Origin of the sequence: Kiloniella majae (assembly GCF_002118315.1) — a bacterium.
Taxonomy (GTDB): domain Bacteria; phylum Pseudomonadota; class Alphaproteobacteria; order Kiloniellales; family Kiloniellaceae; genus Kiloniella; species Kiloniella majae.
Genome location: NZ_MTSZ01000001.1, coordinates 835,039 through 860,621 on the forward strand (window position 1 = coordinate 835,039; position 25,583 = coordinate 860,621).

33 protein-coding genes are annotated in these 25,583 nt (G+C 45.4%); 12 read left to right on the forward strand and 21 right to left on the reverse strand.

Annotated elements, in window-relative coordinates:
- Window positions 1–117: 117 nt before the first annotated feature.
- From aqpZ to BKB51_RS04015, 3 genes are all read left to right on the forward strand, one after another.
- Window positions 118–804: an aquaporin Z gene (gene aqpZ, locus BKB51_RS04000; RefSeq protein ID WP_085899787.1), complete on the forward strand. Its 687-nt coding sequence runs from the start codon at window positions 118–120 to the stop codon at window positions 802–804.
- A gap of 372 nt (window positions 805–1,176) precedes the next feature.
- The gene (locus BKB51_RS04010) at window positions 1,177–1,803 is read left to right on the forward strand and encodes a helix-turn-helix domain-containing protein (RefSeq protein WP_085899789.1); all 627 of its coding nucleotides are present in this window, start codon (window positions 1,177–1,179) and stop codon (window positions 1,801–1,803) included.
- A gap of 120 nt (window positions 1,804–1,923) precedes the next feature.
- The gene (locus BKB51_RS04015; RefSeq protein ID WP_085899790.1) at window positions 1,924–4,410 is read left to right on the forward strand and encodes a GcvT family protein; all 2,487 of its coding nucleotides are present in this window, start codon (window positions 1,924–1,926) and stop codon (window positions 4,408–4,410) included.
- Here BKB51_RS04015 and BKB51_RS20720 read toward each other — a convergent pair.
- From BKB51_RS20720 to BKB51_RS04030, 4 genes are all read right to left on the reverse strand, one after another.
- Window positions 4,394–4,561 carry a hypothetical protein gene (locus BKB51_RS20720; RefSeq protein WP_158090142.1) on the reverse strand — a complete coding sequence of 56 codons (168 nt, stop codon included), beginning with the start codon at window positions 4,559–4,561 and terminating at the stop codon, window positions 4,394–4,396. The two genes, BKB51_RS04015 and BKB51_RS20720, sit on opposite strands and share 17 nt — an antisense overlap.
- 92 nt (window positions 4,562–4,653) lie before the next feature.
- Entirely contained in the window at window positions 4,654–4,851 is a 198-nt protein-coding gene (locus tag BKB51_RS04020) for a hypothetical protein (RefSeq protein WP_085899791.1), read from the reverse strand.
- Window positions 4,852–5,017: 166 nt separating this feature from the next.
- Window positions 5,018–5,731, reverse strand: coding sequence for a helix-turn-helix transcriptional regulator (locus BKB51_RS04025; RefSeq protein ID WP_158090143.1), 714 nt, complete (start codon window positions 5,729–5,731; stop codon window positions 5,018–5,020).
- Between the two features lie 85 nt (window positions 5,732–5,816).
- The gene (locus BKB51_RS04030; RefSeq protein ID WP_085899793.1) at window positions 5,817–6,482 is read right to left on the reverse strand and encodes an acyl-homoserine-lactone synthase; all 666 of its coding nucleotides are present in this window, start codon (window positions 6,480–6,482) and stop codon (window positions 5,817–5,819) included.
- 366 nt (window positions 6,483–6,848) lie between these two features.
- On the opposite strand from BKB51_RS04030, the gene BKB51_RS04035 reads away from it, so the two are divergent.
- Window positions 6,849–7,385 carry a response regulator gene (locus BKB51_RS04035; protein WP_085899794.1) on the forward strand — a complete coding sequence of 179 codons (537 nt, stop codon included), beginning with the start codon at window positions 6,849–6,851 and terminating at the stop codon, window positions 7,383–7,385.
- 108 nt (window positions 7,386–7,493) lie between these two features.
- On the opposite strand, the gene BKB51_RS04040 is transcribed toward BKB51_RS04035, so the two are convergent.
- From BKB51_RS04040 to BKB51_RS04060, 6 genes are all read right to left on the reverse strand, one after another.
- Window positions 7,494–8,267 carry an anti-sigma factor family protein gene (locus BKB51_RS04040; RefSeq protein ID WP_085899795.1) on the reverse strand — a complete coding sequence of 258 codons (774 nt, stop codon included), beginning with the start codon at window positions 8,265–8,267 and terminating at the stop codon, window positions 7,494–7,496.
- Window positions 8,264–8,791 (reverse strand): sigma-70 family RNA polymerase sigma factor, encoded by a 528-nt coding sequence (locus BKB51_RS04045; RefSeq protein WP_198946654.1) that lies wholly within the window; start codon window positions 8,789–8,791, stop codon window positions 8,264–8,266. Before BKB51_RS04045 ends, BKB51_RS04040 begins: the two co-directional genes overlap by 4 nt.
- 193 nt (window positions 8,792–8,984) lie before the next feature.
- On the reverse strand, window positions 8,985–9,479 hold the full coding sequence (locus tag BKB51_RS04050; protein ID WP_085899797.1) for a MarR family winged helix-turn-helix transcriptional regulator: 495 nt from the start codon (window positions 9,477–9,479) through the stop codon (window positions 8,985–8,987).
- A 167-nt stretch (window positions 9,480–9,646) separates the two neighbouring features.
- A complete protein-coding gene (locus tag BKB51_RS04055; protein ID WP_085899798.1) occupies window positions 9,647–10,090 on the reverse strand; it encodes an organic hydroperoxide resistance protein in 444 nt (147 codons plus the stop codon).
- Between the two features lie 214 nt (window positions 10,091–10,304).
- Window positions 10,305–10,562 (reverse strand): hypothetical protein, encoded by a 258-nt coding sequence (locus tag BKB51_RS20620; protein WP_125911780.1) that lies wholly within the window; start codon window positions 10,560–10,562, stop codon window positions 10,305–10,307.
- Window positions 10,523–11,182 carry a LysR family transcriptional regulator gene (locus BKB51_RS04060; protein WP_085899799.1) on the reverse strand — a complete coding sequence of 220 codons (660 nt, stop codon included), beginning with the start codon at window positions 11,180–11,182 and terminating at the stop codon, window positions 10,523–10,525. Before BKB51_RS04060 ends, BKB51_RS20620 begins: the two co-directional genes overlap by 40 nt.
- 168 nt (window positions 11,183–11,350) lie before the next feature.
- On the opposite strand from BKB51_RS04060, the gene BKB51_RS04065 reads away from it, so the two are divergent.
- The 3 genes from BKB51_RS04065 to BKB51_RS04075 all read left to right on the forward strand — a co-directional run bounded on the left by BKB51_RS04065 (window position 11,351) and on the right by BKB51_RS04075 (window position 14,129).
- Window positions 11,351–11,722 carry a VOC family protein gene (locus tag BKB51_RS04065; RefSeq protein WP_085899800.1) on the forward strand — a complete coding sequence of 124 codons (372 nt, stop codon included), beginning with the start codon at window positions 11,351–11,353 and terminating at the stop codon, window positions 11,720–11,722.
- 113 nt (window positions 11,723–11,835) lie between these two features.
- Window positions 11,836–12,531, forward strand: coding sequence for a glutathione S-transferase family protein (locus tag BKB51_RS04070; protein WP_085899801.1), 696 nt, complete (start codon window positions 11,836–11,838; stop codon window positions 12,529–12,531).
- 125 nt (window positions 12,532–12,656) lie between these two features.
- The gene (locus BKB51_RS04075; protein WP_085899802.1) at window positions 12,657–14,129 is read left to right on the forward strand and encodes an ATP-binding protein; all 1,473 of its coding nucleotides are present in this window, start codon (window positions 12,657–12,659) and stop codon (window positions 14,127–14,129) included.
- A 14-nt stretch (window positions 14,130–14,143) separates the two neighbouring features.
- Here BKB51_RS04075 and BKB51_RS04080 read toward each other — a convergent pair whose 3' ends face one another.
- Window positions 14,144–15,070, reverse strand: coding sequence for a LysR family transcriptional regulator (locus BKB51_RS04080; protein ID WP_085900209.1), 927 nt, complete (start codon window positions 15,068–15,070; stop codon window positions 14,144–14,146).
- 132 nt (window positions 15,071–15,202) lie between these two features.
- Here BKB51_RS04080 and BKB51_RS04085 point away from each other — a divergent pair, with 132 nt between their 5' ends.
- From BKB51_RS04085 to BKB51_RS04095, 3 genes are read left to right on the forward strand one after another with little or no spacing between them, the layout of a single operon-like run.
- Window positions 15,203–15,496, forward strand: a complete 294-nt coding sequence (locus tag BKB51_RS04085; protein WP_085899803.1) for a putative quinol monooxygenase — start codon at window positions 15,203–15,205, stop codon at window positions 15,494–15,496.
- Window positions 15,497–15,512: 16 nt separating this feature from the next.
- Window positions 15,513–15,731 (forward strand): DUF2798 domain-containing protein, encoded by a 219-nt coding sequence (locus tag BKB51_RS04090; RefSeq protein ID WP_085899804.1) that lies wholly within the window; start codon window positions 15,513–15,515, stop codon window positions 15,729–15,731.
- A 19-nt stretch (window positions 15,732–15,750) separates the two neighbouring features.
- Window positions 15,751–16,125: a RidA family protein gene (locus BKB51_RS04095; protein WP_085899805.1), complete on the forward strand. Its 375-nt coding sequence runs from the start codon at window positions 15,751–15,753 to the stop codon at window positions 16,123–16,125.
- Between the two features lie 30 nt (window positions 16,126–16,155).
- Here the strand turns inward: BKB51_RS04095 and BKB51_RS04100 are convergent, their stop codons facing one another.
- From BKB51_RS04100 to BKB51_RS04115, 4 genes are all read right to left on the reverse strand, one after another.
- Window positions 16,156–16,698: a GNAT family N-acetyltransferase gene (locus BKB51_RS04100; protein ID WP_085899806.1), complete on the reverse strand. Its 543-nt coding sequence runs from the start codon at window positions 16,696–16,698 to the stop codon at window positions 16,156–16,158.
- 175 nt (window positions 16,699–16,873) lie between these two features.
- A complete protein-coding gene (locus BKB51_RS04105) occupies window positions 16,874–17,929 on the reverse strand; it encodes a cupin domain-containing protein (RefSeq protein WP_085899807.1) in 1,056 nt (351 codons plus the stop codon).
- Window positions 17,929–18,933, reverse strand: coding sequence for a 4-hydroxythreonine-4-phosphate dehydrogenase PdxA (pdxA, locus tag BKB51_RS04110; RefSeq protein ID WP_085899808.1), 1,005 nt, complete (start codon window positions 18,931–18,933; stop codon window positions 17,929–17,931). The genes BKB51_RS04105 and pdxA overlap by 1 nt, the downstream gene beginning before the upstream one ends.
- A complete protein-coding gene (locus BKB51_RS04115; RefSeq protein WP_085899809.1) occupies window positions 18,933–20,009 on the reverse strand; it encodes a four-carbon acid sugar kinase family protein in 1,077 nt (358 codons plus the stop codon). The genes pdxA and BKB51_RS04115 overlap by 1 nt, the downstream gene beginning before the upstream one ends.
- 74 nt (window positions 20,010–20,083) lie before the next feature.
- Here BKB51_RS04115 and BKB51_RS04120 point away from each other — a divergent pair, with 74 nt between their 5' ends.
- The gene (locus BKB51_RS04120) at window positions 20,084–20,953 is read left to right on the forward strand and encodes a LysR family transcriptional regulator (RefSeq protein ID WP_085899810.1); all 870 of its coding nucleotides are present in this window, start codon (window positions 20,084–20,086) and stop codon (window positions 20,951–20,953) included.
- Between the two features lie 54 nt (window positions 20,954–21,007).
- Here the strand turns inward: BKB51_RS04120 and BKB51_RS04125 are convergent, their stop codons facing one another.
- The 5 genes from BKB51_RS04125 to BKB51_RS04140 form a co-directional block, all read right to left on the reverse strand.
- Window positions 21,008–21,424: a GNAT family N-acetyltransferase gene (locus BKB51_RS04125; RefSeq protein WP_085899811.1), complete on the reverse strand. Its 417-nt coding sequence runs from the start codon at window positions 21,422–21,424 to the stop codon at window positions 21,008–21,010.
- A 33-nt stretch (window positions 21,425–21,457) separates the two neighbouring features.
- Window positions 21,458–22,279 carry a bifunctional allantoicase/(S)-ureidoglycine aminohydrolase gene (locus BKB51_RS04130; RefSeq protein ID WP_085899812.1) on the reverse strand — a complete coding sequence of 274 codons (822 nt, stop codon included), beginning with the start codon at window positions 22,277–22,279 and terminating at the stop codon, window positions 21,458–21,460.
- A 129-nt stretch (window positions 22,280–22,408) separates the two neighbouring features.
- Complete coding sequence (locus BKB51_RS20725; protein WP_158090144.1) at window positions 22,409–22,567, reverse strand: hypothetical protein; 159 nt, start codon at window positions 22,565–22,567, stop codon at window positions 22,409–22,411.
- 36 nt (window positions 22,568–22,603) lie between these two features.
- Window positions 22,604–23,386: a substrate-binding periplasmic protein gene (locus BKB51_RS04135; RefSeq protein WP_218043945.1), complete on the reverse strand. Its 783-nt coding sequence runs from the start codon at window positions 23,384–23,386 to the stop codon at window positions 22,604–22,606.
- Between the two features lie 132 nt (window positions 23,387–23,518).
- Window positions 23,519–24,421: a LysR family transcriptional regulator gene (locus tag BKB51_RS04140; RefSeq protein ID WP_085899813.1), complete on the reverse strand. Its 903-nt coding sequence runs from the start codon at window positions 24,419–24,421 to the stop codon at window positions 23,519–23,521.
- A gap of 115 nt (window positions 24,422–24,536) precedes the next feature.
- Between BKB51_RS04140 and BKB51_RS04145 the strand changes: the two genes are divergently transcribed.
- Window positions 24,537–25,091, forward strand: coding sequence for a DUF2000 domain-containing protein (locus BKB51_RS04145; protein ID WP_085899814.1), 555 nt, complete (start codon window positions 24,537–24,539; stop codon window positions 25,089–25,091).
- A 27-nt stretch (window positions 25,092–25,118) separates the two neighbouring features.
- On the opposite strand, the gene BKB51_RS04150 is transcribed toward BKB51_RS04145, so the two are convergent.
- Entirely contained in the window at window positions 25,119–25,514 is a 396-nt protein-coding gene (locus BKB51_RS04150) for a methyltransferase family protein (RefSeq protein ID WP_085900211.1), read from the reverse strand.
- Window positions 25,515–25,583: the final 69 nt, after the last annotated feature.

Sequence of the window (25,583 nt, forward strand, 5' to 3'; positions counted from 1 at the left end):
CTAAATGGGCGTGATATTATTTTGCGCATCATAACTCTATAGCCCCGGTATAAAGCTCAAGGCTGTCTGGGTTCGCACAATATCAATTTGGCTCGCATAAAGGGGAGAGATTTCAAAATGAACACAAAAGCATATGGTGCCGAATTTCTTGGCACCTTCTGGTTGGTTTTTGGCGGTTGTGGCGCGGCTGTTCTCGCGGCAGGTATTCCTGACCTCGGCATTGGTTTTGTTGGTGTTTCCCTAGCCTTTGGCCTTACCGTTGTTACGATGGCTTATGCCGTTGGACACATATCAGGCGGACACTTTAATCCTGCCGTTACCCTTGGCCTATGGGCGGGTGGCAAATTCGGTGCAGGACAAATTCTTCCCTATTGGATTGCCCAACTCACTGGGGGTATTGTCGCCGCCGGATTACTCTATGTGATTGCAAGTGGTATTCCGGATTTCTCCGTAAGTAATGGTTTTGCTTCAAATGGATACGGCGAACACTCGCCTATGGGGTATTCCATGATGAGCGGCCTTCTTATCGAAGTTCTTCTAACCTTTTTCTTTCTTTTCATCATTTTGGGTGTCACGGATGAAAAGGCCCCCGCAGGCTTTGCCCCCTTGGCTATTGGCCTCGCGCTTGTTCTCATTCACCTGATCTCCATCCCGATCACCAACACCTCGGTAAACCCGGCTCGTAGCACTGGCCCTGCTCTCTTTGTTGGTGGATGGGCACTGGAACAACTTTGGCTCTTCTGGATTGCCCCGTTCCTTGGAGCACTGGCCGCAGGTTTCAGCTATCGATGGTTCAAATCTTGAAATAGTGTGAGATCAAGAAAGGCTCTAGGGCCTTTCTTGATTTATTCGTCTTACCAGTTTTCAGGGGGGTAACGTAATTAATAATCCTGCAAACTTCATGATTCCATTTGGACGTGAAGACCATTCTTTGTTTCTCAAAAACTTTCACAACATTACGAATTTTCACTAACTTCTTGCTCTTCATCTCCAGCCGAAATCTCTTAAGTTATTTATAATTACAATACATTAACTAAAATTTCACTCATTCAATCCTAAACACGATTTGTGTAATTTTATTGCGTTTTTTCATTAATATGAAATTTTGACTATCTTTTTTCATTTCACTTGTCTTTAATGTGCCAAACATCATTTAAGTAAAGTTTGGTGATACAGATGGCACGGCCCAAAGTTGAGCATCTCCATAAGCACGATCTGGATAAACAGGATCTCGAAAGTGAATCCGTCACCGTCGGTGGGCAGATCCGCGATCTGCGCAAAGCCAAACGCATGTCAGTGACGACACTCGCTGAGAAAATTGGCAAGTCTGTTGGCTACGTCAGTCAGATTGAACGTGGTATCTCTGCTGTTTCCATTCCCATTCTCAACAAAATTTCTGCAGCGCTTGAGGTCTCAAATTCATGGTTTTTCCATGGAGAAGATGACGCCGACCCGACCGAGAAGGCTCATGTTGTGCGCGCGGGCAACCGTCGTCGCCTCAGCTTTACCGGATCAGGCATGGCCGAAGAGCTGATGTCCCCCGATCTTAGCGGTGATGTCGAATTGATTATGGGTCGTTTTGAGCCGGGCTCTGCCACAGGTGAAGAACAAATTACCCGGGAAAAGGTTGAAGTTTCCGGGCACGTCATAAAAGGAAACATCGCGGTTGAAATCGGAGATCGCACCTATGAACTCAGCGTTGGTGACAGTTTTCGCATCAATCCCGGCGATCCTCATAAAACCTATAACAACGGCGCGGAAGACGCAGAAGTCCTCTGGATACTTTCTCCGCCCCACTATTAACGCGATCAGTGATCGTTACTTGTTGGGGGCTGTGTTCAAGACTGATCCCAACAGAACAAAGCAATATCCCGGGGCCGCATTCCTCTTGCACTGAGCCCCCTCTTGTATGGAATTAGTAAGATGGCGAATAAAAAAGCTCTTCCCGAACAGGCACAGGTTGTCATTATTGGCGGTGGTGTAATTGGTTGCTCGGTGGCCTATCACTTGACCAAACTCGGTTGGAAAGATGTCCTGCTACTGGAAAGAAAACAACTTACCTGTGGCACGACCTGGCATGCTGCCGGTCTGGTTGGTCAACTCCGTGCAACGGAAAACCTGACCAAGATGGCAAAATATACTGCTGATCTGTACAAGAACCTTGCCGCAGAAACCGGACAGGAAACCGGGCTGGTTCACACGGGCTCGGTCTCTGTTGCCCAAACCGAAGGACGCTTTGAAGAACTCAAACGCGGCGCATCCATGGCCCGCAACTTTGGCTTAGAAGTTGACGTCATCACACCGGAACAAATTCTTGAACACTACCCTATTGCGGATGTCAGTAACCTTGTCGGTGGCGTTTATCTGCCGGGTGACGGGCAGACAAACCCGATTGATACAACACAGGCGCTAGCCAAGGGTGCCCGTCAGGGCGGCGCCACGATTATCGAGGGTATCAAGGTCGAAGACATTATCACTGAGCCCGGTCCCGATGGTGGCAAAGTAACCGGTGTTGTCACCGACCAGGGTGAAGTTCGTGCTGAAATTGTTGTAAACTGCGGTGGAATGTGGGCACGCGAAGTGGCCGAGAAGGTCGGTGTGAATGTTCCCCTTCATGCCGCCGAACACTACTACATCGTGACCGAAGCCATCGACGGTCTGCCCAAACTACCTACTCTTCGCGACCCGGATGGCTATAATTACTACAAGGAAGACGCGGGCAAGCTTTTGATCGGCTGCTTTGAGCCAAATGCGGTACCATGGGGTCACAAAGGTATTCCAGATAACTTCTGTTTTGATGAGCTACCGGAAAACTGGGATCAGTTTACCCCCGCACTGGAAAACGCCATGGCACGTATCCCTCTGCTGGAAAGTGCTGGCATTCATACCTTCTTTAATGGTCCGGAGAGCTTTACCCCCGACAATCGTTTCTACCTCGGCGAAGCGCCTGAGATGAAGAATTTCTATGTTGCCGCCGGCTTTAACTCTACAGGTATTCAATCGGCAGGCGGCGCGGGTAAAATTCTAGCTGACTGGATTGTTCAGGGCAATTGCCCCGTTGATATGTGGGATGTTGATATCCGTCGTGTCCAACCTTTCCAGGGCGGCGACAAATATCTCTTTGATCGTACTACAGAAGCCCTAGGTCTGCTCTATGAAATGCACTGGCCTGAAAAACAGCCCGTCACCTGTCGCGATATAAAACGCTCTCCCATTCATGATCGCCTGGAAAAAGCCAACGCCTGTTTTGGGCAAATGGCTGGCTGGGAACGCGCGAACTGGTTTGCCCCCGAAGGGGTTGAACCAAAATATGAATACTCTTACGGTCCGCAGAACTGGCATGACTACTGTGGCGCAGAATGTAAAGCAGCCCGTGAAAACGTCGCTCTTTTCGACATGAGTTCTTTCGGAAAATACATGGTGCAGGGCAAAGACGCCGTGAAAATTCTGAACCGGATTTCTGGCGCCAACATTGATGTTCCTGTTGGCAAGATGGTCTATACCCAATGGCTCAACGAACGCGGTGGTATCGAAGCCGATCTGACAGTAACACGTCTGGCAGAAAACAGCTTCATGGTGCTCTCGTCCGGAGGCACCCAGACTCGCGACTTCCACTTCCTCAATCGCCATATTTCAGAAGACGACCATTGCTTTGCAACAGATGTCACATCCGGCTATGCACTCTTTGCTGTTATGGGGCCCAACAGCCGCGAGCTTTTGAAAAAAGTAACCCCTGCCGATCTTTCTAACGATGCCTTCCCTTTTGGCACCTGTCAGGAAATCGAAATGGGCTATGCCAAGATCAAAGCCGGACGCATCACCTATGTGGGCGAATTGGGATGGGAACTTTATATCCCATCTGAATATGCCGTTCATATCTTTGATACCCTGATGGAAGCAGGAAAAGATATGGACCTCACCCTTGGTGGCATGCACGCCGTGGATACGCTACGTCTGGAAAAAGGTTTCCGCCACTGGAGTCACGAAATTTCGGATGAAGACACCCCACTGGAAGCAGGCCTCGGCTTTGCCATTTCCTGGGACAAACCAGATGGCTTCATCGGACGCGACGCATTGTTGGAACAGAAAGGAAAACCGCTTACCAAACGGATGGTTGCCCTGCAGCTCAAGGATGCCAAAACAGCCAACGGTGAGCCACCGATGATGTACCACAACGAGCCAATCTACAAAGGCGACAAGATTGTCGGCAAGATCACATCTGGCCGTTACAGCCATACGCTGGGCAGCACGATCGGTCTTGGCTATGTCCACGATGAAAACGGTGTTACCGCCGACTGGGTGAAAGAAGATAATTTCTCGGTCGAGATCGCCTGTGAACGCTTCGGAGCCACATTATCCTTGAAACCACTTTACGATCCAAAGTCCGAACGACCTAAAGCAGACGGGTGAAGGTCCGGGAACAAGCCCCAGCCGATTGTACCAGCCAGTCATCGGCTGCGGGCCTTCCCCGCTCGACACCACCTGCCAAGCGGGCACTCACAAGCCCGTAGAAAACCACTGTACGCCCCTCATGCTCTCCCAAGCCAGGATCGTACACCATGCATTAACTGGGTTCTATCAAATAAGGAACCAACTCTCACCGCAGCACTCTTCACCGAGTGTTGCGGTATTTTTCTTTTATCGCAAAGCCAGTTAATTCAACTTTTTCAGATCTGATAATAAAAAGTCAAAGACATCACTACTTCTTTGATCTTTACTATTATGGCAACTCGTAAAGTTATCAGAATTTTTGAGTGAAACGCGCTTGGCTTGCTGTCCCGCTTGCTCCATAGCAGTTACCGCGTCAAGAGCCTGTAACAGTGCTCGACTGCCTTTTAGGTTTGTAGCCATTTATGTGCGCTCTCACTTATCCGCGTATGAAGTTTCTAAAAATACGTTGCCACACTCCAAATATAATTCTGCGAAAACCACACTTGCGTTAACAACTAATAAGTGTACACTTTAGACAAGGTATCAACCCAAATAAACCCTAGGAAATAGGGGTATTAACGATTTTTTAACCTAACAATCCAAGTTCCAATGCCCGCCGAACTGCAGCAGGCCGGGACTGGGTACCCAATTTATGCAAAATACCTGTGATTAACTCATTTATATAAGCTTCAGATTTTTGCAGTGCAGCGGCTATTTCTTTTGAAGACATCCCATAGGACGCCAAGGTCAAAACTTGTTTTTGTCGCGGTTTCAGCACCAAATCATCAGGCGCTAAAATTTGGATCGCAACCTGATGGAAACATTCCGATAAAATTCTTATCATTGCAGCAATTGAAGGATCAGGTTCTTTTAAATCTTTATTTTCTTCTGTCTTTGCAGCAACAATTGTCATAATCGCTTTAGCTTTAGAACTGGACTTTAAAGGTGTTGTTAATCCAGCATAAATTCCATACACCGCTGCTTCTTCAAAAAAATGTTCAACACCCTTGGTAAACTCTGACATACACGCAGACCAAAAGAATGTTTCTCCCGCCTCAAAAGCTTTTATGAAAACAGGATCTACCTGATCATATCCTTCTTGAAAATACCTGATTTTCCACGCTTCACTGAACGTATAAATAGAATGTTCTATATCAACATTATTTCGAGCAAAACGCATATACGCAAACTGTTGAAAACCCAGAACTGAAATAGCTTGAGAGAAACACTCCTGCAATTCGCTTGGAGTCTGGCATTGCTTCAGACGTGTAATTATTTTAACTAATTCGGCATATTCCATGTTCTTATCTCTCCTTAAAGTAGCAGCAATGTACCCTAATTTGTTAGGGTACATTGCTGCAAGGAAATCCGAAGATGATTAAACCTTAGCTTGCGGTTTTCATCTCTGCAAAAGAGCGCCGTTCTAAAACGGGTTGAAACAAGATCGGGTTATAAAGCTCAGATTTTTCGCCCACAGCTTGTCTGGCTCGATCAGATATTTCGACAGCAAGGGCAACAGCCTTAACAACTTTACCGCCATCCAATTGTTTTTGAGGTTCACCTAAACGTTCATAAGGCCAGTTGGCACGCTTTACCAATCTTTCCATACGTAAATCAGTGACAGTTATAATCTGGGTTAATCCTCGTCCCAGACCGAATTCTATCATTGATAAAAACAACTCATAGGTTGTCTTTGACAATTCAGTATCCCCGCGACTTTTCAGCAAAGCTGTATCGACAGCAAATCGGCTTGATTCCATGATGCTTTCTTCTGCGGGACAGTCTTTGCCAGACAAAAGTTCCGGAAAAGTATCACGCAGCATATTCGCGCCTGTAGATGGCAGCAAACGGACACAGGCAGATACTGTCCCGTCGGCTTCCTGCTTGATCAGATAACTAGGGGACAGATCATCAAAATGATCCCGTTCCATCTGATTTTCACCAGGAACCCAGCCTAAACGTTCACAAAAAACGCGATAACGCAGCTCAAACATGGACTTCATCTGTGGCTGGAAATGTTCGTAGTGCTTGGGATCTATTTGGAAAAACATATTTCTCTCCTTTGGTTTGAGGAAGAGAAACCATAATTCAATTAACACCTGAATTTTGGATACTTTTATCAATTTATCAGAGCACACAAAAAAGTGATGGAAAGGTGCAGATACAAAAGCCTTTGGCGAGATCAACAGTAAAATGGCCAACAGTAAAATGAATGACAATATTCTCGCTGCTTAACGAAAAATAAACCAAGAACACGCCATATCTATCTCTTTGATTACACGACACTCTATAAAGTGACCTGCCAATTGGTTTCAGATAGAATCTGCCCTCGTTTCAACGAGGAATATTCTTCTGACGATACTTTTGGGAATATTCTTTTTAGAGTTTCAAACAGTGTGTTTTAGAGTGATACAAAATTGACAGCGGCCTACGATCTTAAAGACATCGAATTTTTGATTGTCGATGATAACCCCGTAATGCAGCGTATTGTGAAGACAATTCTGCGTGCCTTTAATGTCAACAACCCGCGGGTCGCCTCTTCAGCAGAAGAAGCTATTCATGCACTGCGTGCCATGCCCTCGGATATTGCAATTATTGATCTCGATATGGCACCAGTAGATGGAAATGAGCTTATTCACCAGCTTCGTACAGAAGAAAGTAGCCCGGCCCCCTATATCCAAATCATCGTTCTCACTGCGCACGCAGAAAAGGAACAGGTTACAGAATCACGGGACCGGGGAATGAACGAGTTCCTGCTTAAACCTCTTTCCCCTATGTCGTTATACAAGGCGATAGAACGCATTATCAAACGTCCTCGCCCCTTCGTCCGTATTGATGGGTATGTCGGGCCCTGTCGTCGTCGACGGTCAGACGACCCTAAAGAGGACCAAAGAGACGAAAATGACGTGAGCTTTATTCCCGAGAACACATTTCCCTGGAACAGAAACAGCTAAGTCTGTAATATTCAATAAAGAGTATTCAGTTTAAAATACCCAGCATTTTAAATAAAAACATTATATTCCAAGTAGATAGCTATCTACCGTTCAGCAACTTCAATAATTTTATAGTAATGCCTTAAAACGTTCCGCACCCTCACGGATAACAGCTTCATCTTGCCCACCAATAAAGAGATATGCGTAACCATCCTTACGCCAACTGGCAGCGACCATTCCCTCTAGCTCATCCATACCAATAGCTTCCGTATTGCCCTTGTTCGTTCGAATAATACAAAGTGCAACAGGTTGTCCCTCGGGTGAGAGATAAGCCAGTTGAACCAAAGGCTTCCCTTTAAAGCCCAATAGCTGTGCCCGTTTAAAATCAAGCCCGGAACCAGATGTCATTTTGGCAAGATCAATGCCCATTTGGCTGGACAGATTATCTAGGTTTTTCTGTGTCTGTTCCGGTGTTAATTCAATACTATTTAACGTGTCGCCGACATAAAGCGATTGATAGGCAGCAACATAACTCTTCCACCCCTGAACTTCAGTTGGTGCAAAATAAATCTTTCCAAACACACCCCCGATAATCAGGCTAATCAAGATAGATGCCGCCAGAGATCCTGAATAAATCCAGTTACCTATGCCTTTGTTTGATGCCTGTCTTTTTGATGTAGATGCGGTGTTCGTCAAAACATCGGGAAGGTCCGGTGCCTGATCAGTAACCTGCTGCATTGCTTGTCTAAGCTCATCCACGGGCAAAGAAAGATCTTCAAGACGCTTTTGCAGAGCAACATCAGAATCAAGAGCACGCTCTATTTCCTGCGCAAGGTCTGCTGTCGCTTCCCCATCAAGAAAAGCCGTCAGATCTTCATCTGTGAAATGTGTCATCTGGCTCATTCTGTACCTGTCTTTTCTCTGTCCATTCTTTGCGAAATCCGTCCGCGTGCCGCTGCCAATCTGCTCATAACTGTGCCAATCGGTATATCCAGCACCTGTGCCGCATCCTTGTAGCTAAAACCTTCGACATAAACCAACAGAACGGTTATGCGCTGTGCTTCAGGCAAGAGGTACACCTCTTTTAACACCTGAGACGCATATATATTCGTTTCTATGTCCGCTTTCGTATCTGGCAAATCAACATCATCGACAGACACCAAACCACCACCGCGACGGACAGTCTGGGATCGAAGTTCGTTTAACCAGATCCGCTGGGCAATTCGGAATATCCAACGATCAAGATGGGTGCCGGTTTCAAACTTGTCAGCTTTTTCCAGCGCTCGTTCACATGCTGCTTGCGCTAGATCGTTCGCATTGTCCTTGTTCCGTGTCAGAACCAGACAATAACGCCATAACCGAGGGAAAATTTCAGCTAATCCCCGCCGGACAATCTCTCTAGATTTTTTTTGACCAAAGATCCGAATAGTCCTGGCCTTTCACCTGTTTATTTAGGTAAAGCAAAAATGCTGTACCCCTGCCAAATCCTCAGGCTTTTACCAAAAGCCATCAGAACAGTTACCCAGATATCACATATTTATGCTTTCAGGCAAAGTTCTCTACAGCTTCGATTGTATAATTTACCCAACATAATTTAATGGGCATAATTTAATATCCGTATTACCTTTTCGTCCCCATAACCATGGCCATGTGATTGAGCTGCCCGAGAAGGTTTTGAAATTCATCCATTGAAAGCCCTACAGAGCAAGATACGGCGTGCTGCATCTTCGCGACGCCATCCTCAAGAGAGCGCCCCTTCTCCGTGAGCTTTATCATGACTCTGCGCTCATCCTCAACAGAGCGATTACGGCTAACAAACCCCGCTTGTTCCATTCGCTTTAACAACGGCGATAACGTACCAGAATCAAGACCAAGATCTTTTCCCAATGCATTTACGGTGGTTTCTTCCCTTGGCTCCAACGCCAAATACACCAGATACTGGGGATAGGTCAGATTTAGTTCTTTAAGATAAGGCTGGTATTTTTTGATTATCCCTTGTGAATTACGATAAAGCGCAAAACAAAGCTGCTCTTCCAAGTGTGAAACTTGCGGCAAGCGGGATATCTCTGTCGAAGACTTTATTTTCGGGGATTTTTTAGGTGCGCTATTCGTCATATAATTCAGGTGAGCTTATCCAACATTTTGAATTATCCAAGATTACCTTACCGCCAGATCTTTGCAACGGGAAAGCTACTCAACAACATTAAAGCGCACCCCCCCTATCTTTGTAGAAATAGAGGGGACACACTCTAATTTACCCGCTGCTCTCAGCTTGTGCGATCTTATGAAACAAGCTTGAGTTCAACATCCACATTTCCACGTGTTGCATTTGAATAAGGACACACCTTGTGCGCTTTTTCGATGAGGTTATTTGCAACAGATGCCTCTATACCCGGAAGGCTGATGTTCAAAACAACAGCAATATTAAAGCCACCAGGGATAGGGCCGATACCAACCTCACCCGCGATTTTGGTCGTATCCGGAAGCTTCACTTTTTCCTGACCGGCAACAACCTTGAGCGCCCCGATAAAACACGCAGCATAACCACCAGCAAACATTTGTTCCGGGTTCACACCGAATGTTCCTGCACCACCAAGTTCTTTTGGTGTTGTCAAAACAATATCCAGCGCCCCGTCATCTGACTTAATCGTACCTTCACGGCCACCAGTGGCTTCTGCATAGGCGGTGTAAACAACTTTCTCGAGTTTTTGTGCGGCTTTACTCATGATATTCACTCCTAATATAATTAAATTGTAATCAATTATATTGTGCACAATTTAATTTGTTCAAGACATTATTTTATGATCATCTTATAAAAACCCAGAACTATGGAGTGAAACCTGAATAGAGAATTGATATTAAAGAAAAAAATATATAAAAAGCATCTTTGTATAAATACATTTTTTATTATTTGATCAGGATTAAAAGACAGGAAACACGCTACCCATAAGTAACACGTTTCTCAACTGACAGAGCTTTTCCTAAAAACCCCATTAGAATTCGAATGCGCTCAACTTTACGTAAATCCGGGTGTGTCAGGACCCATAGATGGTTCCTTCCGGCTTCTTCCAAAGTAAAACACCGCTTCAATGCCGGGTGCTGGATATCATCCGGCAGGAGTACAAGTCCGTGATGATTAGCTGCGAGGTACGACATGGTCACAAGATCATCACAGCGTTGTACAATCTCGTTGGGCATATGCCTATCCAACCAGGAAAAGCTGTATTCATCGCGAGATTTCCTGATGCGCCAATAATACGATGTCCGGTTAACCCGCCTCCATCTACAGGCTCACCATATTCGGCTAGATATTGCTGTGTTCCATAGATCCCCCAATTGATATTGCAGACCTTACGGCCAATCAGATTTTCAGGGGGGTTATTTGAAACACGCAAAGCCAAGTCCGCCGTACGATTTGACATATTAAGCTCTTGATTACTTATCAAAAGCTCAACCGTAATTTCAGGATACAGAGCATTAAACGTTCTGAGGTATTCTGGCAGGAACCAATAGGCAAAACTGCTGGGGGCTGTCAGCACGACTTTCCCCCGAGGCTGTGTATCTTTTCCCGCAAATCTCCTGTCAATCTCATGAAAAGAACTCTCGATATTTTGCGCGAGGCCAAACATTTCTGCGCCCAGCTCGGTCAGTTCATAACCACCTTTCCCCCGATCAAACAAACGGGCACCGACTTCATTCTCGAATGCGTTCAAATGCCGAAAAACTGTTGTACTACTAATATTCAATTCTTCTGCTGCGCCACCCAGAGACTTTCGCGAAGCAATCGCCAGGAAAAGTTTTAAATCGTTCCAATTCATCAGTATATTTCATATTTGCAAAGATAAATTTCATTACTGCTTATTTAATTCATTTTTGCAATACACTATTTTGAAACTCAATTCTTTCATTACAAACAACGCACATGCTGTAATCAAAGAATTGCGAGATGTGACATTTCTGAAAATCACTTTAACAAGAGAAAAACAATGATTGGCTATACTTCCCTTGGCACCAACAACCTGGATCTTTCGGTAAAATTTTACGACGAACTCTTTTCTCTTCTCAACGTCAAACGACTAATGGAAGTTGAAGACTTCATTGTCTGGGGAACAGATTTCAATACCCCTTGCTTCTCAATACATGTTCCCTTTGATGGCAACCCAGCCACCGTTGGTAACGGCGTTATGGTCGCCCTAAACGCCACCAACAGAGAAACCGTAAAAACAGTTTACAACACAGCACTGGAACTCGGTGCTTCATGCGAAGGAGAACCTGGTCCACGAGGAGATACAGGCTTTTACGCTGCCTATTTCAGAGATCTCGACGGAAACAAACTCAACATCCATTGCATGAGTTAGAGACGCGTATTCCCTTTTGAAACAACCATCACTTAACTGGACAACACAGCTACGGAGGATCTTTCTTCCAGACCAAGGTCTTCCGTAGCTAAAACTTTTGATACGAGACAAAATTGAACGATTTCTCTCCCGATACTTTCCACCTTATTGGTCATAAGCTTTGTCCCTATGTTCAACGTGTTGTTATTGCGTTAGAAGAACTGAACGTGCCTTATAAGCGCACAGATATTGAGCTGGAAAATAAACCTGATTGGCTAGAGCAACTCAGCCCCATCAACAAAGTGCCCCTCTTGCTCATCAACAAAGATCAGTACCTCTTTGAATCCGATGTAATCTGTGAATATCTCAATGAAATTTCCTCAATACCCCTGCACCCAAAAGACCCTATACAAAAGGCACAGCACAGAGCTTGGATTGCTTTTGGGTCAGGTATTCTGCAACTGTTTGCAAACTTGATTTATAACGACAAATCTGAGGCCAGCTACCAAAAAACACTGCAAGATATCAAACAAAAGCTGTCCTTTCTTGAAAATCAGATAACAGGATCAGCTTCTTTCACTTCTACTTGTTTCCACTTAATCGATGCATCATACGGACCGATATTCCGTTATGTGGATTATTTTAAGAATCATCTTAACTATGATTTGCTCAGCAATTTAAAGAGAACCAGGAACTGGGCAGCCCATCTTCGAAATCGCCCCTCGGTAATACGTGCTGTCCCCAAAGGATATAATGATCAACTTTATAAATTCATCGCTCAGAACAATAGCTATCTGGCCCAAATATCACTCAACAAACCCGCCTTATAAAAATATAATCACAAAATAACCTCAAGAATTCATTAGACAATTAACGCCCAAGTAAAACATACTACTGTATGTTGAAATAATACCCGAAAAATCGGGATAATGGATAAGTTGTTGGCGTTTTCTTCATGATAAGAGCTATAGGGCGATACCCCCAGGTCATCGTAACAATTTTTATATTTGGAGTTCTTGGACTCTTTATTTTTGGATCCCGCTATTACATCGAGCAATCTCGCCAGGCACTCGCGCTCGAAACAGCAGAAGCGTTCGAGATTTCCATATCTACGCTGCACCTTTTCTACTCCAAAGAAATTGTGCCACGTGCAGAAGCAGCAGGCGTTGAGCTAACTGAAAACTTTCGAGAGACAACAGACAAGATTCCTTTTCCGGCAACGATGACAATGAACTACGGAGAAGAATTGCATGCGAACCGTACTGGTATGAGTACGGCAATGTACAGCCATTACCCTTTCCCAAACCGGGCAAATAGAGAACTGGATAACTTCCAAAAGCAAGCGCTTGCCTTTTTGGAAAAAAATCCCGAAGACCCTTTTGTGAAACTGAACACCACTGATGACGGGGATGTTATTCGTTACGCCCGTAGCATTATTATGGAACCAGACTGTGTGCAATGCCATAACGATGCAGGTGTTGGCAAACCATGGAAAGTCGGTGACTTTCGCGGCGTGAGAGAAGTGTCCATAGACCTTCCCCGATCCAGCGTCATCGAAAATGAAATGAAGAACCTGACGATCGGCCTCAGTATCACCATAGCTGTTTTGGGGATGTTACTGATGCTGCCTACAGTGAATATCTTGCAATCAACATCCCGTGCGAATGAAAAACTTGCCGCAGAACTCGCCGAAAAGAATACAGACTTGCAACAAGCTGATCTGCAAAAGAGTCGTTTGATGAAAGGCGTTGGACACGACTTAAAAACTCCCTTAAACGCAATCATTGGTTTTTCAGATGCGATGCAAAATGAACTTTTTGGCAAAATGAACAACGAAAAATATAAGGACTACGCAAGCTCTATCCACTCAAGCGGCGTGCACCTAATGCAGATGATCGAACAACTGTTGACCACAGGCATTATTCAAGATGGCGGCTGGAGCTACCATGAAGAAGAAATCGACCTGAGAAAACTCCTTCATTCTATGGACCCAATTTTAAGAGTCACGGTTGAACAAGCCGACATGGAATTAACACTCCACCCTGCGAAACAAGATGTTTTCCTTCGTGGCGACGGTAGAGCAATCCGTCAGATATTAACGAACCTTGTGGATAACGCCGTTAAATATAGTAAAGCGTCCCAAATTGATATTCGGTGCGATGTCAAAAAAAATGAGCTGATCCTCTCTGTTCAGGATAATGGGATCGGTATTCCGGAACGGGATCTAAAGAAGCTAAAAGAAGAGCATTACAGAGGCAAAACTTCCCAGGAAAACAATTCGGCCGGGCTTGGTATTGGGCTTTGGCTGGTGGACAACTTTGCTAAAATCCACGGTAGTGAACTTATCATCAACAGCACCGAAACCCAGGGAAGCCATTTTGAAGTTCACTTCCCTCCTGAACGGATAAGCTTGAAAACAACAGTCTGATTTTTCTATCTCGACTAGATCCAGCTTGGTATAGCCCCTTGTAAAACAGTGTTTCTTGCAATGAAATCTTGCATGAAATCCCGTAAACACTTCGCCCGGGCACTTAACAAACGCCCCGTGGGCCAGACTGCGAAAATTTCTCGTTGCGCTCCCTGCCATTCAGGTAACACACGAACCAGTGTCCCCTCTTCTAATTCTTGCTCAATCTCACTTACAGGCAAAAGGACAATACCAAGTCCATCACGGGCAAGGTGTTTTGCCAGTGCAATATCATCAATAACGGTTGTCGCCCGGGGACGCATTTCTTCCCATCGGCTTTTATTCACACTGCCCTCCGGGCAATAGTGGAGCTTCCATAGTGGTACAGTATTCACGAGAAGAATTCGATGTTCCTGTAAAGCATCAAGATCATCTGGTTCCCCGTGATCAGCAAGGTATTCAGGTGAGGCAACCAAAATTGTCGACACAATACCCAACTTCTTTTGGAAAAGTTGAGAATCTTCCTGGGGGCCAATGCGTAATGCCATATCCACCTGTCCCTGGTGAATATCCTTGGTCTGATTACTCAGGAAAAGGTTGAGCTGTATTTCCGGGTAGAGCTGGATGAATTCCGACCACATCGGCTGTAAAATTCCAACAGAGGCATTGGTAGGCGCCAAAACGGTTAGCTTACCGTTTAGTTGATGCACATCAGCACTTAAATTCCGACTTGTGGCTTCAAATTGCTGCACAAGATCTGCATAGGCCTGATAATAGACCTTTCCCTCTGCAGTCAAACTGAATTTACGTGCCGAGCGATGGATAAGCTGGCACCCCAGCTTATCTTCCAGCTTTTGCAATCGGCGCGAGACAGTCGCTGCAGGCAAGCTCAAACTTTGTCCAGCTGCGGAGAGACTGCGATTTTCTACAATACGAACAAAAAGGGTAATATCGTCAAACATGATCTCATAAATGAAATTTAAAAACTCATTATTAGACATATATCCTGATTATGAAAACATATAAAGCTATTGCCTGTATCACTCGTAATTTAAACAACGAGAAACTATCCAAATAACTTAAAGGAAAACAAAATGAACAAGCTCTGGATTAGTGCAGGCATCGAACTTCAAGAGGGCGCAGATTTAAGCACCGTAAAAACTGCACTCTGTCAACTGGTTGCCGATACCGTCAAAGAACCAGGCTGTATCAAGTTTGAAATTCTACAGCAACAGGACAAGCCCGAATGTTTTACCCTGTGGGAATGCTGGGTGAATGACGATGCCCTCAAGGCACATTTCGAAGCCCCTCATACCAAGGCCTTTCTGGAAAATAACTATACAAAAGTGAACTACATAGAGCGTCTGCAAATGAATACTGCGGCCTAAAACAAAGAGACATCCTATGAAACACCGCATCGTCTTTTCAATCCTGATGTCCTTAATCCTATCCTTACTAATGACCTGTTGGGTTACCTGGATCAATTTGGGATGGGAAACCGACTTTATAGATAAGTGGTTCATCGCCTTTCGACTGGCTTGGCCGGCTGCTGCCATCATCGCCTTTGCCCTCGGACCCTTTATTCAACTAACAACCCAGCAAATCGTTCGTAAGATTTCGTAATCAAGATAGGTAGAAAAACATGTCATTGGAAAGAATCAATTACCCAGAACTTGGACTACCCGTCGGACCCTATACCCACGCGGTTATACAGGGAAACACCCTCTACACATCAGGGTTTACAGCTTTTGGAACCGCCCAACAGAGTGCTTCTATCGGGGATCAAGCCAAAGCGATTTTTTTGCAGTTGGAAATCATTGCCAAAGCTCAAAACACATCTTTACAAAACCTTGTTAAAGTTACGGTTTTTGTAACAGACATGTCTGACATTGACGCTCTTCGACTTGCTCTGACCGAGATTTACGGTGATCACACACCCGCAAGTTCCTTGATAAAAATCGAGGCACTCTTTGCCCCGGAGTTAAAGATTGAGATCGAAGCGATTTTCGCTCTTTAGCCTCTGAATATTAAAAAATTCAGGTGTAAACTACTCCGGAAGGCTATTACTTCCATCATTAAGAGGCCGCTGCATGAGAACGCTATCCATCCAGCGGCCAAACTTAAATCCGATTGATTTGATCGTTCCAGATACCTCGAACCCCATTTTTTGATGAAACACAATAGACGGCAGATTTTCTGAATCACCAATAACAGCAATCATCTGGCGATAGCCACGGTCCTCGCACTCCCTAATCAAATCATTCAATAACAAGCGGCCAAGCCCTAAACCACGGGCGTTCTTGTGAACATAGATCGAATTTTCCACCGTATAGCGATAGCCAGGTCGAGGGCGATAGGAAGAAGCATAGGCATAGCCCACAACTTTATCGTTTTGAACAGCAACCCGATAAGGATACCCCCCGCCAACAACACCATTTTTTCGCGCAAGCATTTCAGCGTGATCTGGCGGCGTTTCTTCCCAACTTGATACCCCGTGCAGAACTTCGTCAGCGTAGATTTCCTGGATACAAACTATATCGCCGCCATCAACATTCCGGATTATGATTTGATCTTTTGGTAAGCTGCTCATGATGATCTGATCTTCTGAAAAACAATGCGTTTACTATCATCGTTACAGCTAGATTCTTGCAAGCCTTAAGAATATTACACCAGCCATATGACAGCCCCCTATTTCTTATTAGTCACTGCCCTAATGAGAGGGTACACACGTCTAGATCAGAACATTTTATCTCTATATTTTATCTCTATACTTGGACCAAATCCGTAACTCGTCGTTCATCCTGCGTATTGCCTGTATTAACGGTCGTCGCGGGCTCCAGAAGCAAAACTTCACAGATATCAGATATGGCAACGGGACAGTGTTCAACACCGTGAGGCACAATAATAAACTCCCCTTCATTCACCATTTCATCCCTATCACGGAACTTTATCATCAAGCAGCCTTTGTGAACAAAAAACAGTTCATCTTCAACGGCATGGTGATGCCACACAAATTCACCTTCGAACTTTGCCAACTTCACCATCATATTATTAACCTGTCCAGCAATACGCGGGCTCCAGGTTTCGGTAAACTTACCAAAAGACTCATCAAGGTTTTTTGTTGAAATCCTGGAAACGTGATCGTTCACATCGGCAACGTCTTTTAAAATAGACCGAAGTTGCGCATCCAGATCATTTCCCTGTGCGGGGTAGATGCCATCCAGCGCAGCTGTGCCGATTGTAAAGCCGCCAGCCCCCGAGTTTTTAACATCGGCTATACGTGCTTTGGTATCAATAGATCCTGCCATGATTACAGGCTTATTCGTAGCCGCACAGACCGCAGCCATCAACTTCCCAACATTTTCCTGTGACCGATAGGCCAAAAGATCTAATCCATCAACACCTTCACGCGATGCCAGATCCTTTGCACTGTCTGCGATTTCATCAATCGATCCTGCAAGAACACTCGGATGACCCTCAATTTTTCCAGGGAAAGGATAATACTGAATACCTGAGCCTTTAATTATCGGTAAGACTGCATCAACATTGGTACCGCCAAGCAAGATGTCCACGCCAATCTCTACAGCAGCTTTTGCAGAAGAAATCTCGCTTTCCTTATCCAAAGACACGACTTCCAGATAGCTCGTAGCACCGTCTTCCTTTATGGATTGGTTCAAGCTTTTCAAACGAGCAAAAGGAAGCCCGACATCTTTAAAACCAATATGATGAACACCCGCGGCAAGGGCCGTTTCCAAGTGTTCCTCTGCATCATCAACCGTTTTATCGTTACGTGTAAGCATAAAAATAAATCGTAATCCCATTACGCGACATCCTTCATTTTAGATTTCAGCAGTTGATTTGCATACCTGATCGCGGTTTTAAAACTTGCTGAATCAGCAATACCCTGACCGGCAATATCAAATGCAGTCCCATGGTCTGGACTTGTTCGAACAAAGGGCAAGCCAAGAGTTATATTAACCCCCTTTTCAAGTCCCATATATTTGACAGGAATTAACCCCTGATCATGATATTGAGCGACGACGATGTCGAACTGTCCCTTACGTGCCTGCATAAACACCGTATCACCGGGCCATGGACCAGAAACATCAATTCCTTCTTTCTGCGCAGCCTTAATCGCCGGAGAGATAATTTCAATTTCTTCGCGACCAAATAGCCCCCCCTCCCCGGCGTGCGGATTTAATCCTGCGACAGCTATCCTTGGCTGAGAGATCCCAAGTGCCCTTGCCCCTTCGTGCGCCAAACGAATAGCCGCCATTTGTGCATCATAGTCTGCACGTTGAATGGCCTCAAATAACGAACAATGTACCGTAACCAGAACAGTGCGAATTTCATCATTCCCGAGTAACATTGCGACACGCTCAGCCCCTCCAAGGTCAGCCAGTATTTCAGTGTGTCCGGGATATGGAACACCTGCTGCGGAAAGAGCTTCTTTGTGTATGGGGGCGGTTACAATACCACTGACCTTTCCATCAACAGCATGCTTGATACTTTGAACAATAGCATCATAAGCCGCTTTACCACACCCGGCATCCACAGTTCCAAAGGACGGCAGAGAAGTAAAGAAACTGGTTGGTATGACCTCAATAACGTCGGGAGAAAAATTGGCGTCATCGATCCGATCTAAAACCCGAACGGCAAGATTACGCTTTGACTGGTTCACTGCGCGTTCGATCACCTTCGGGCATCCGAACACGATGTTTTTTGCACCATAAAGCTGTTTGCACAAACTTTCGACAATGATCTCAGGGCCGATACCGGATGGATCACCCATTGTGATCGCCAAGGGTTTTAAAGCATTACTCATCAGATCACTTTCGATAGTTCAACACTTGATAACTGAAGTCGCTCTGCAGCCCGCAGTAATGTTTCTTCTATACCAAAGCCACCTGCCTTCATCGCGATAATGATACTATTTCCATTCGGAAGCTGAGCAATACCCAAGGGAAAACCGGGTTCAAATTCACTGACCAGAGAAAACTCATCTATATCCAGCACTTTTAAAAGCGCATCCATTGTATCGCCACCTGTAGCAATTACCGCCCCGTACTGACCACTTTGTGCAAGGTCAGCTGCATGAGATGTCAGTGCAGAGAGAATGGTATTGGCATCCTTAACTCTCTTTTCCGGCACCATAAGGCAGGTGATATAGGCTTTATCCTGTGTCCGCTGTGCCTGTGCACGACTAACGGAGTTTGCGCTACCAACAACGACGAGAGAGCTTCCGACATACGGTATTGGGGGCTTGCTAACCTTCTCACCAAATAATGCAGTCGCCAACGCAATCGCTACGCCCGGGGATCCAGCCCACAATATTTCTTCTGGATGATCAAAAGCCGCCACCTGCTCATTCAATTCCATCTGCGTTTTTGCATTCAGGATATTCACGGTCTCAATGCCATCAGGGATCAAATCAGAAATTCTGGACGTACGTGCTGGATGAACCGGATCATTGGCATAGGAAGTCTCGGACACAGGAATACCATCAATCAGTTGAACATCTTTTTGCGTTGTTCGTCCAGCCATGGGAAATGCGGGCGCAATGACAATCCTTTTGCGTCCGGAAACATCAAAAGCAGCTTTCAGTTCTGCTTTAATGTTCCCTCGCAAAGTTGAGTCTATTGTCTTTAATAAAATAGCAGAATCAGGCGCTCTCTTCACGGCCTGACCAACCACAAAAGTTGCTTCCTTTTCATTCATGGATCGGCTACCGCAATCAATCGACATAACATCTGCGGATAATTTCACTGATATATCTAAGTCCCATCTTCGTACTGTGATATCGAGCCCTCTGCCAAGAAAAGGGGCGGCTCCATCAGCGGCTGAGGTAAGATCATCTGCAACGACAAAGATTGTTGGGCATTTTAAGTTTATGTTTTTCATATCGTGATAATAACAAACATATAAACTATGAATATCTATATTAACTAACCATTATTCGTGATATATAATCACAAATGAAAAGATCAGAAGTTCCCTCTCTAGATGATATCCGAGCCTTTGAGGCCGTGGCGCGACTGGGCTCCGTCAAGGCCGCATCAAAAGAATTGGCCCTCACCCATGGTGCTGTCAGCAGACGCATAACAAAGCTATCCCAGGAAATTGGGGTACTCCTATCCGAGCCCGACGGACGCGGTATTCGGATAACGCGTGATGGCGAAATTCTCAGCAAAGCCGCCCGTAATGCTTTGGATGAATTGTCCGAAGCCGTCGCAACAATCAAGCAGGATAAAAATAATACCCCCATCGTTCTCTCGTGCGAACGATCTGTTGCCATGCGGTGGCTCATCCCAAGGTTAAGCGAATTTCAAGACCGCCACCCGGACGTAGAACTTCATCTGTCCGTGGGCGGAGGCACATTAGATTTCAGGCGTGACAAAATAACCCTGGCAATACGCCGACTGGATTTTCCGCTAAGTCCGGATTGGAAAGTCGAAATGCTTATGCAAGAAAAAATAGGCCCGGTAATGAAGCCCGGGATGCGCGTCCATTTTGACAATCATAATTACATCGGTCTGTCATCCAGAACCCGTCCTGATGCTTGGAAAGAGTGGTCTTCGCAACAGAAAAGCACGCCCAAACCAAGAGAGATCCGGTCCCTGGACCATCATTTTTTGATGGTAGAAGCCGCGGCCAATGGTCTAGGCGTTGCACTTTGCCCTTATGTTCTAGCCATCGACGATCTTGAAAAAGGACGGTTGGTCGCCCCTTTGGGTTTCCAGGAAGACGGTAGCCAGTATGGACTAATTTATCCCCGAAATCTGTCACTGACAAACCACATTCATCTCGTTAGGAACTGGCTTGCCGAAATTTCCGCAGGCGTTTGATATGAATATTTCACCTGATTCAAACAGGAAAGCCAGTCTAGGCAGGGAAATCTCTCAAGTTTTTTGTATGGGCTTAAATTTTTTCGTCATACCGTGACTAGCTGGGGTTACAAGCTTGTAACCCAGTTTTTCATAAAAAACAGGTTCATCAGCAATCATTGAAACATATGAACCAACAAGAGCCATCGAAGACAAATAATTATCTATATGTTCCATCACTTTTCGTCCCAAGCCTTGCCCTTGATAATTGGGATTTACAGCAACATCTACGATTTCGAAGTTACATGCTCCATCACCAATAACACGGCCCATCGCTATAAGCTTTTCGCCATCTCTGACGGATACACCATAAAGAGAATTTGGGAGTCCAATTTTGGCAGCGTCCAAAGATTTCGGTGACAACCCTGCTGTCACCCGCAGATCACAGTATTCTTGGGGACTCGGCACTTGTTCTTCAAATTCTAACGTCATCGTTTCCTGCTTTTTGATGCAGCGGCAATACCCTTAGCCCAGTTTCATGTGGCGGTTTACGTCTTTATAGAGCAAGTAGCGGAAGGGACCGGGACCGCCGGCGTAGCAGGCTTGCGGGCAGAAGGCGCGCAGCCACATGTAATCGCCGGCTTCGACCTCGACCCAATCCTGATTGAGACGATAGACCGCTTTGCCTTCGAGCACATAGAGTCCGTGTTCCATGACATGGGTTTCGGCAAAGGGGATCACGCCGCCGGGCTGGAAGGTAACGATATTGACGTGCATGTCGTGGCGCAGATCGTCCGGTTCGACAAAGCGAGTTGTCGCCCATTTGCCATCGGTATCGGGCATGGCGGTGGGGGCGATATCTTTTTCATTGGTGACAAAGGCGTCGGGCTTGTCCATCCCTTCAACGGCTTCATAGGCCTTGCGCACCCAGTGGAACTTCACTTGGGCATTCGTATTGTTGACTAGGCTCCAGTTACAGCCCGCAGGCAAGTAAGCATAACCGCCCTCGGTCAAGTCGTGAGCTGTTCCTTCGATGGTCAGGCCTAGGCCGCCCTCGACCACAAAAATCACCCCTTGCGCCTGGGCATTAGGCTCGGGCTTGGTACTACCACCGCCGGGCTGGACCTCCATAATGTATTGACAAAAGGTCTCGGCAAAACCGGACAGCGGCCGTGAAAGCACCCAGAGCCGGGTTTTGTCCCAATGGGGCAGGAAGCTGGTGACGATATCGCTCATGGTCCCCTTGGGGATCACGGCATAGGCCTCTGTAAACATGGCGCGGTCAGTCAAAATTTGAGTCTGTGGGGCCAACCCGCCCTGGGGGGAATAGTAAAAAGAGTGCGACATGTCTTTGACCTCGAAAAAGGGTAGTGAAATGGAAAATGGATTAAGTAAATATTGCTGTGAGGTAATATCACTATTCTAGGCTCTGTTGCAAAAATTTCAGAAGTCCTTATGCATTTTTGCAAGGCCCTTTTAAGCAGCCAACCTATCTGTGCCGTCACGATAGAACGAGATAACTTCGCTCAAGGCATTACGTCCAATACTGAAGGCACTCTCAATCAGACTGACTCCTCCCATGACACCAGACTGGATTTGTAAGATACTGGTTTGACCTTTCTTTAATGACCTCATGGCTTCACCTCCCCCTATAGCCTGGTTTCGTGCCAATCAACCACTTGGGCTGGACGTCACGCCATAAAGGCGTAAATAGCGATCATATATTTTCTCGTATTCACCGCTATCTTTTATCTTTTGCAGTGCCCGGTTAAATTTCATACAAAGTTGGTCATCCCAAAAGCCCATTCGGCTATAAACTACCGGAAGTATATCGTGGACCGTGAACATATTGGCAGATGCATCATCCCCACTTATTTTTTTCAAACTCTGCAAAAAAATAAAAAGATCCCCTACACTGACGTCAACGCGCCCATCCCATAGCGCTTGAGCCTGCACGCCCGGCTCTGAGGCAACAGCAAAAATACTATCATCTACCACGGCGGAAAACTCTGGACCAAAAAACTCCTTAGCCCCTTGAAAGGCAATAATATTGAACCCCTTCAGGTCTTTAATCTTCTCAAGAGAAAGGTTTCTTTCTGCCCGAGTTATTGCAACATCCCGAAATCTGAACACAGGATCAGTCCTACATCCCTGGACCTCAACGCTATCAAAAAGATTGGAAACAGCATCAACCTTTCGACGACTAAAATCCTGCCAGAGCCTGTTATTTGGACGCCCAAAGACAAAAACAGGCTCGTGATCAGGGATTTCCTGAAAAACCGCTGTAATAATATCAGTGAAAATACCTGTTTCATCCGCAGCAATATAATAAGGTTCAAAATTACCCATGCCGATAGTGACTTCTTTACTCTCGGCTTGTGAAGAGAGAAAAAACAGACTTAGACAAAAAAGCTGAAAGCGCTTGAATTTATTAATTAAACGCTGTGATGCCAATTATGTTCTCCTATAAGAGAAACCTTTACACCAACCCCACACGGTCAAAAGGTTAACAAAGAACATTAATGATTTCCTTAACAACACCATGCTTTTGTCGTCTCAGCTTCTATACTCAAAATCAGACAAAAGTTATTTTCCTAATGATCTTCGTTTCTTTTCACATGCTTCAAGATAGTCAATAAAACGATGTGTCAGCCCTTCACGGGGTGCATTCGGCGGCCAAATGGCATAAACAGGTAAACTTTCAACTGTCCACTCGGGAAAGAGTTCAAGCATACGTCCTTGCCGAATATCATCCGCAACCAGAAAATCAGGCGGTGTAATTACGCCTGCTCCTGCCCGGGCCAACTGTACAACAGCATGAATGCTATCCAGAACAATTTGCGGGTCATACGTTAAACGCACAGACTTTCCCGATTTATTTGTTAGCAGTTTATCATTTGGTCTCATCTTAAGACCAATAAAATCCCAACTCTCCAGATCTTGAACTTTACGCGGTTCCGGGTGTTTTCTGTAATAATCCGGCGCGACAACAAGCTTGCGTTTGAGGTCAGTCAACTTTTTTGATTTCAGGGAACTGTCCTGTACCGTGCCCACACGAATAGCCAGATCAATGCTATCACGAATGATATCCTGTTGATGATCACTAAAATTAACAGAAAGGTTTATTCTGGGGAAAGCCTGCGCAAAGCTGGCCAGATCATCCACCATTGGTCCGTGAATAAATCCGGCAGGAAGGGTAACATTCAGCTTTCCCGCAGGTACAGTTGCTCTTTGAGCAATCGCATCAAAGCCGTTTTCCGCCAATGCGAGCATTTCTTTTGCATAGCCAAAAAGCTTTTCTCCATCACTGGTTAACGACAGGCGACGGGTTGAGCGATATAACAAGGCAACACCCAGCTTGTCTTCCAGTTGCGAAACATGATGACTGATCACAGAAGGTGATAATCCCAACTCACGGGATGCAGCCCGAAAAGATCCAGTTTCGACAGTCTTGGCGAAGACTGCCATAGCACGCAAGTCATCAATCATTAGATAATATTTTCAAACAGTGAAACTTAATTAACCCACATTATCAAATAAAAATGAAAAAGCTACTGTTGTTCAAACTGTTCAGCCTGCAATGAGTTACAAGAGGTAAATACGCATGGAGAAGGCAACAGGAGACAACCTAACGGCCTCCAGTGACACTTTAGCCAAAGAAACCGGAATTAAACAGACGGGGACAAAAGGATCCAGTACTCCTCATACATCAAGGACAACATCTATTGCGGGGGCGATAGATCTCCCGGCAACACACAAGTGTGCGATTGTTGTCGATCAGGAAATGCCTATTGGCTTCATAGCCAATACTGCATCTGTCTTGTCACTCTCAATCGGAAAACAACATCCGGAAATAATCGGGCAGGATATCGTTGATAATAATGGAAACCCACATCAGGGAATTACAATTTTACCCGTCCCCATATTAAAAGGGACGGCTGCCTTGTTACATAAACTCCGAGAGCAGATGCGCCCTTATGAACAAGAGTTAACCGTTGTTGACCTGATTACCGCAACGCGAACAACCCAGACCTATGTCCAGTATTCTGAAAAGATGCTTACGACACCCGTGGAGCAACTCGGTTACTGTGGTATAGCACTATACGGCACAAAAAAACTGGTGAACAAATTTACCGGAAATCTTGGGCTTCTTCGTTAAAGAGGCCCTTTGTTAAATCCATCGCCCTTATACCCACCGACGAACTTTTGCTTTGTAGTCCATGTAGGCCTCGCCAAAAGTCTCAGCCATCACTGCCTCTTCATGGGCGATATACCAACGGTCAGCAACAACAATAAACAAAACGCAGATCAGGAAAGGTGACAAAGCCCCCAAATAGAGCGCAATACCAAAGGTTGAAATTGCAAACCCCAAATACATCGGATTACGGCTAAATTTAAAAAGCCCGGATGTAACAAACTGATCTGGCTTGTTAAACGTTTTCAAATTGGTCTTCGCACGCATAAACTGAGCGCCAGCAATCACAGTTATACTCAAACCTCCGATAAGATCCAAAAGCCCTATCAGTGTCCATGGATACTGCAAGAAACGGATGACCGGATAATAAGTACTCAATAGACCCATTAACACGATACAGATCAAAAAGAAAAAAGGCGGTAATAATCTTTGCACATTCCTAGCCTTTCATGTTCT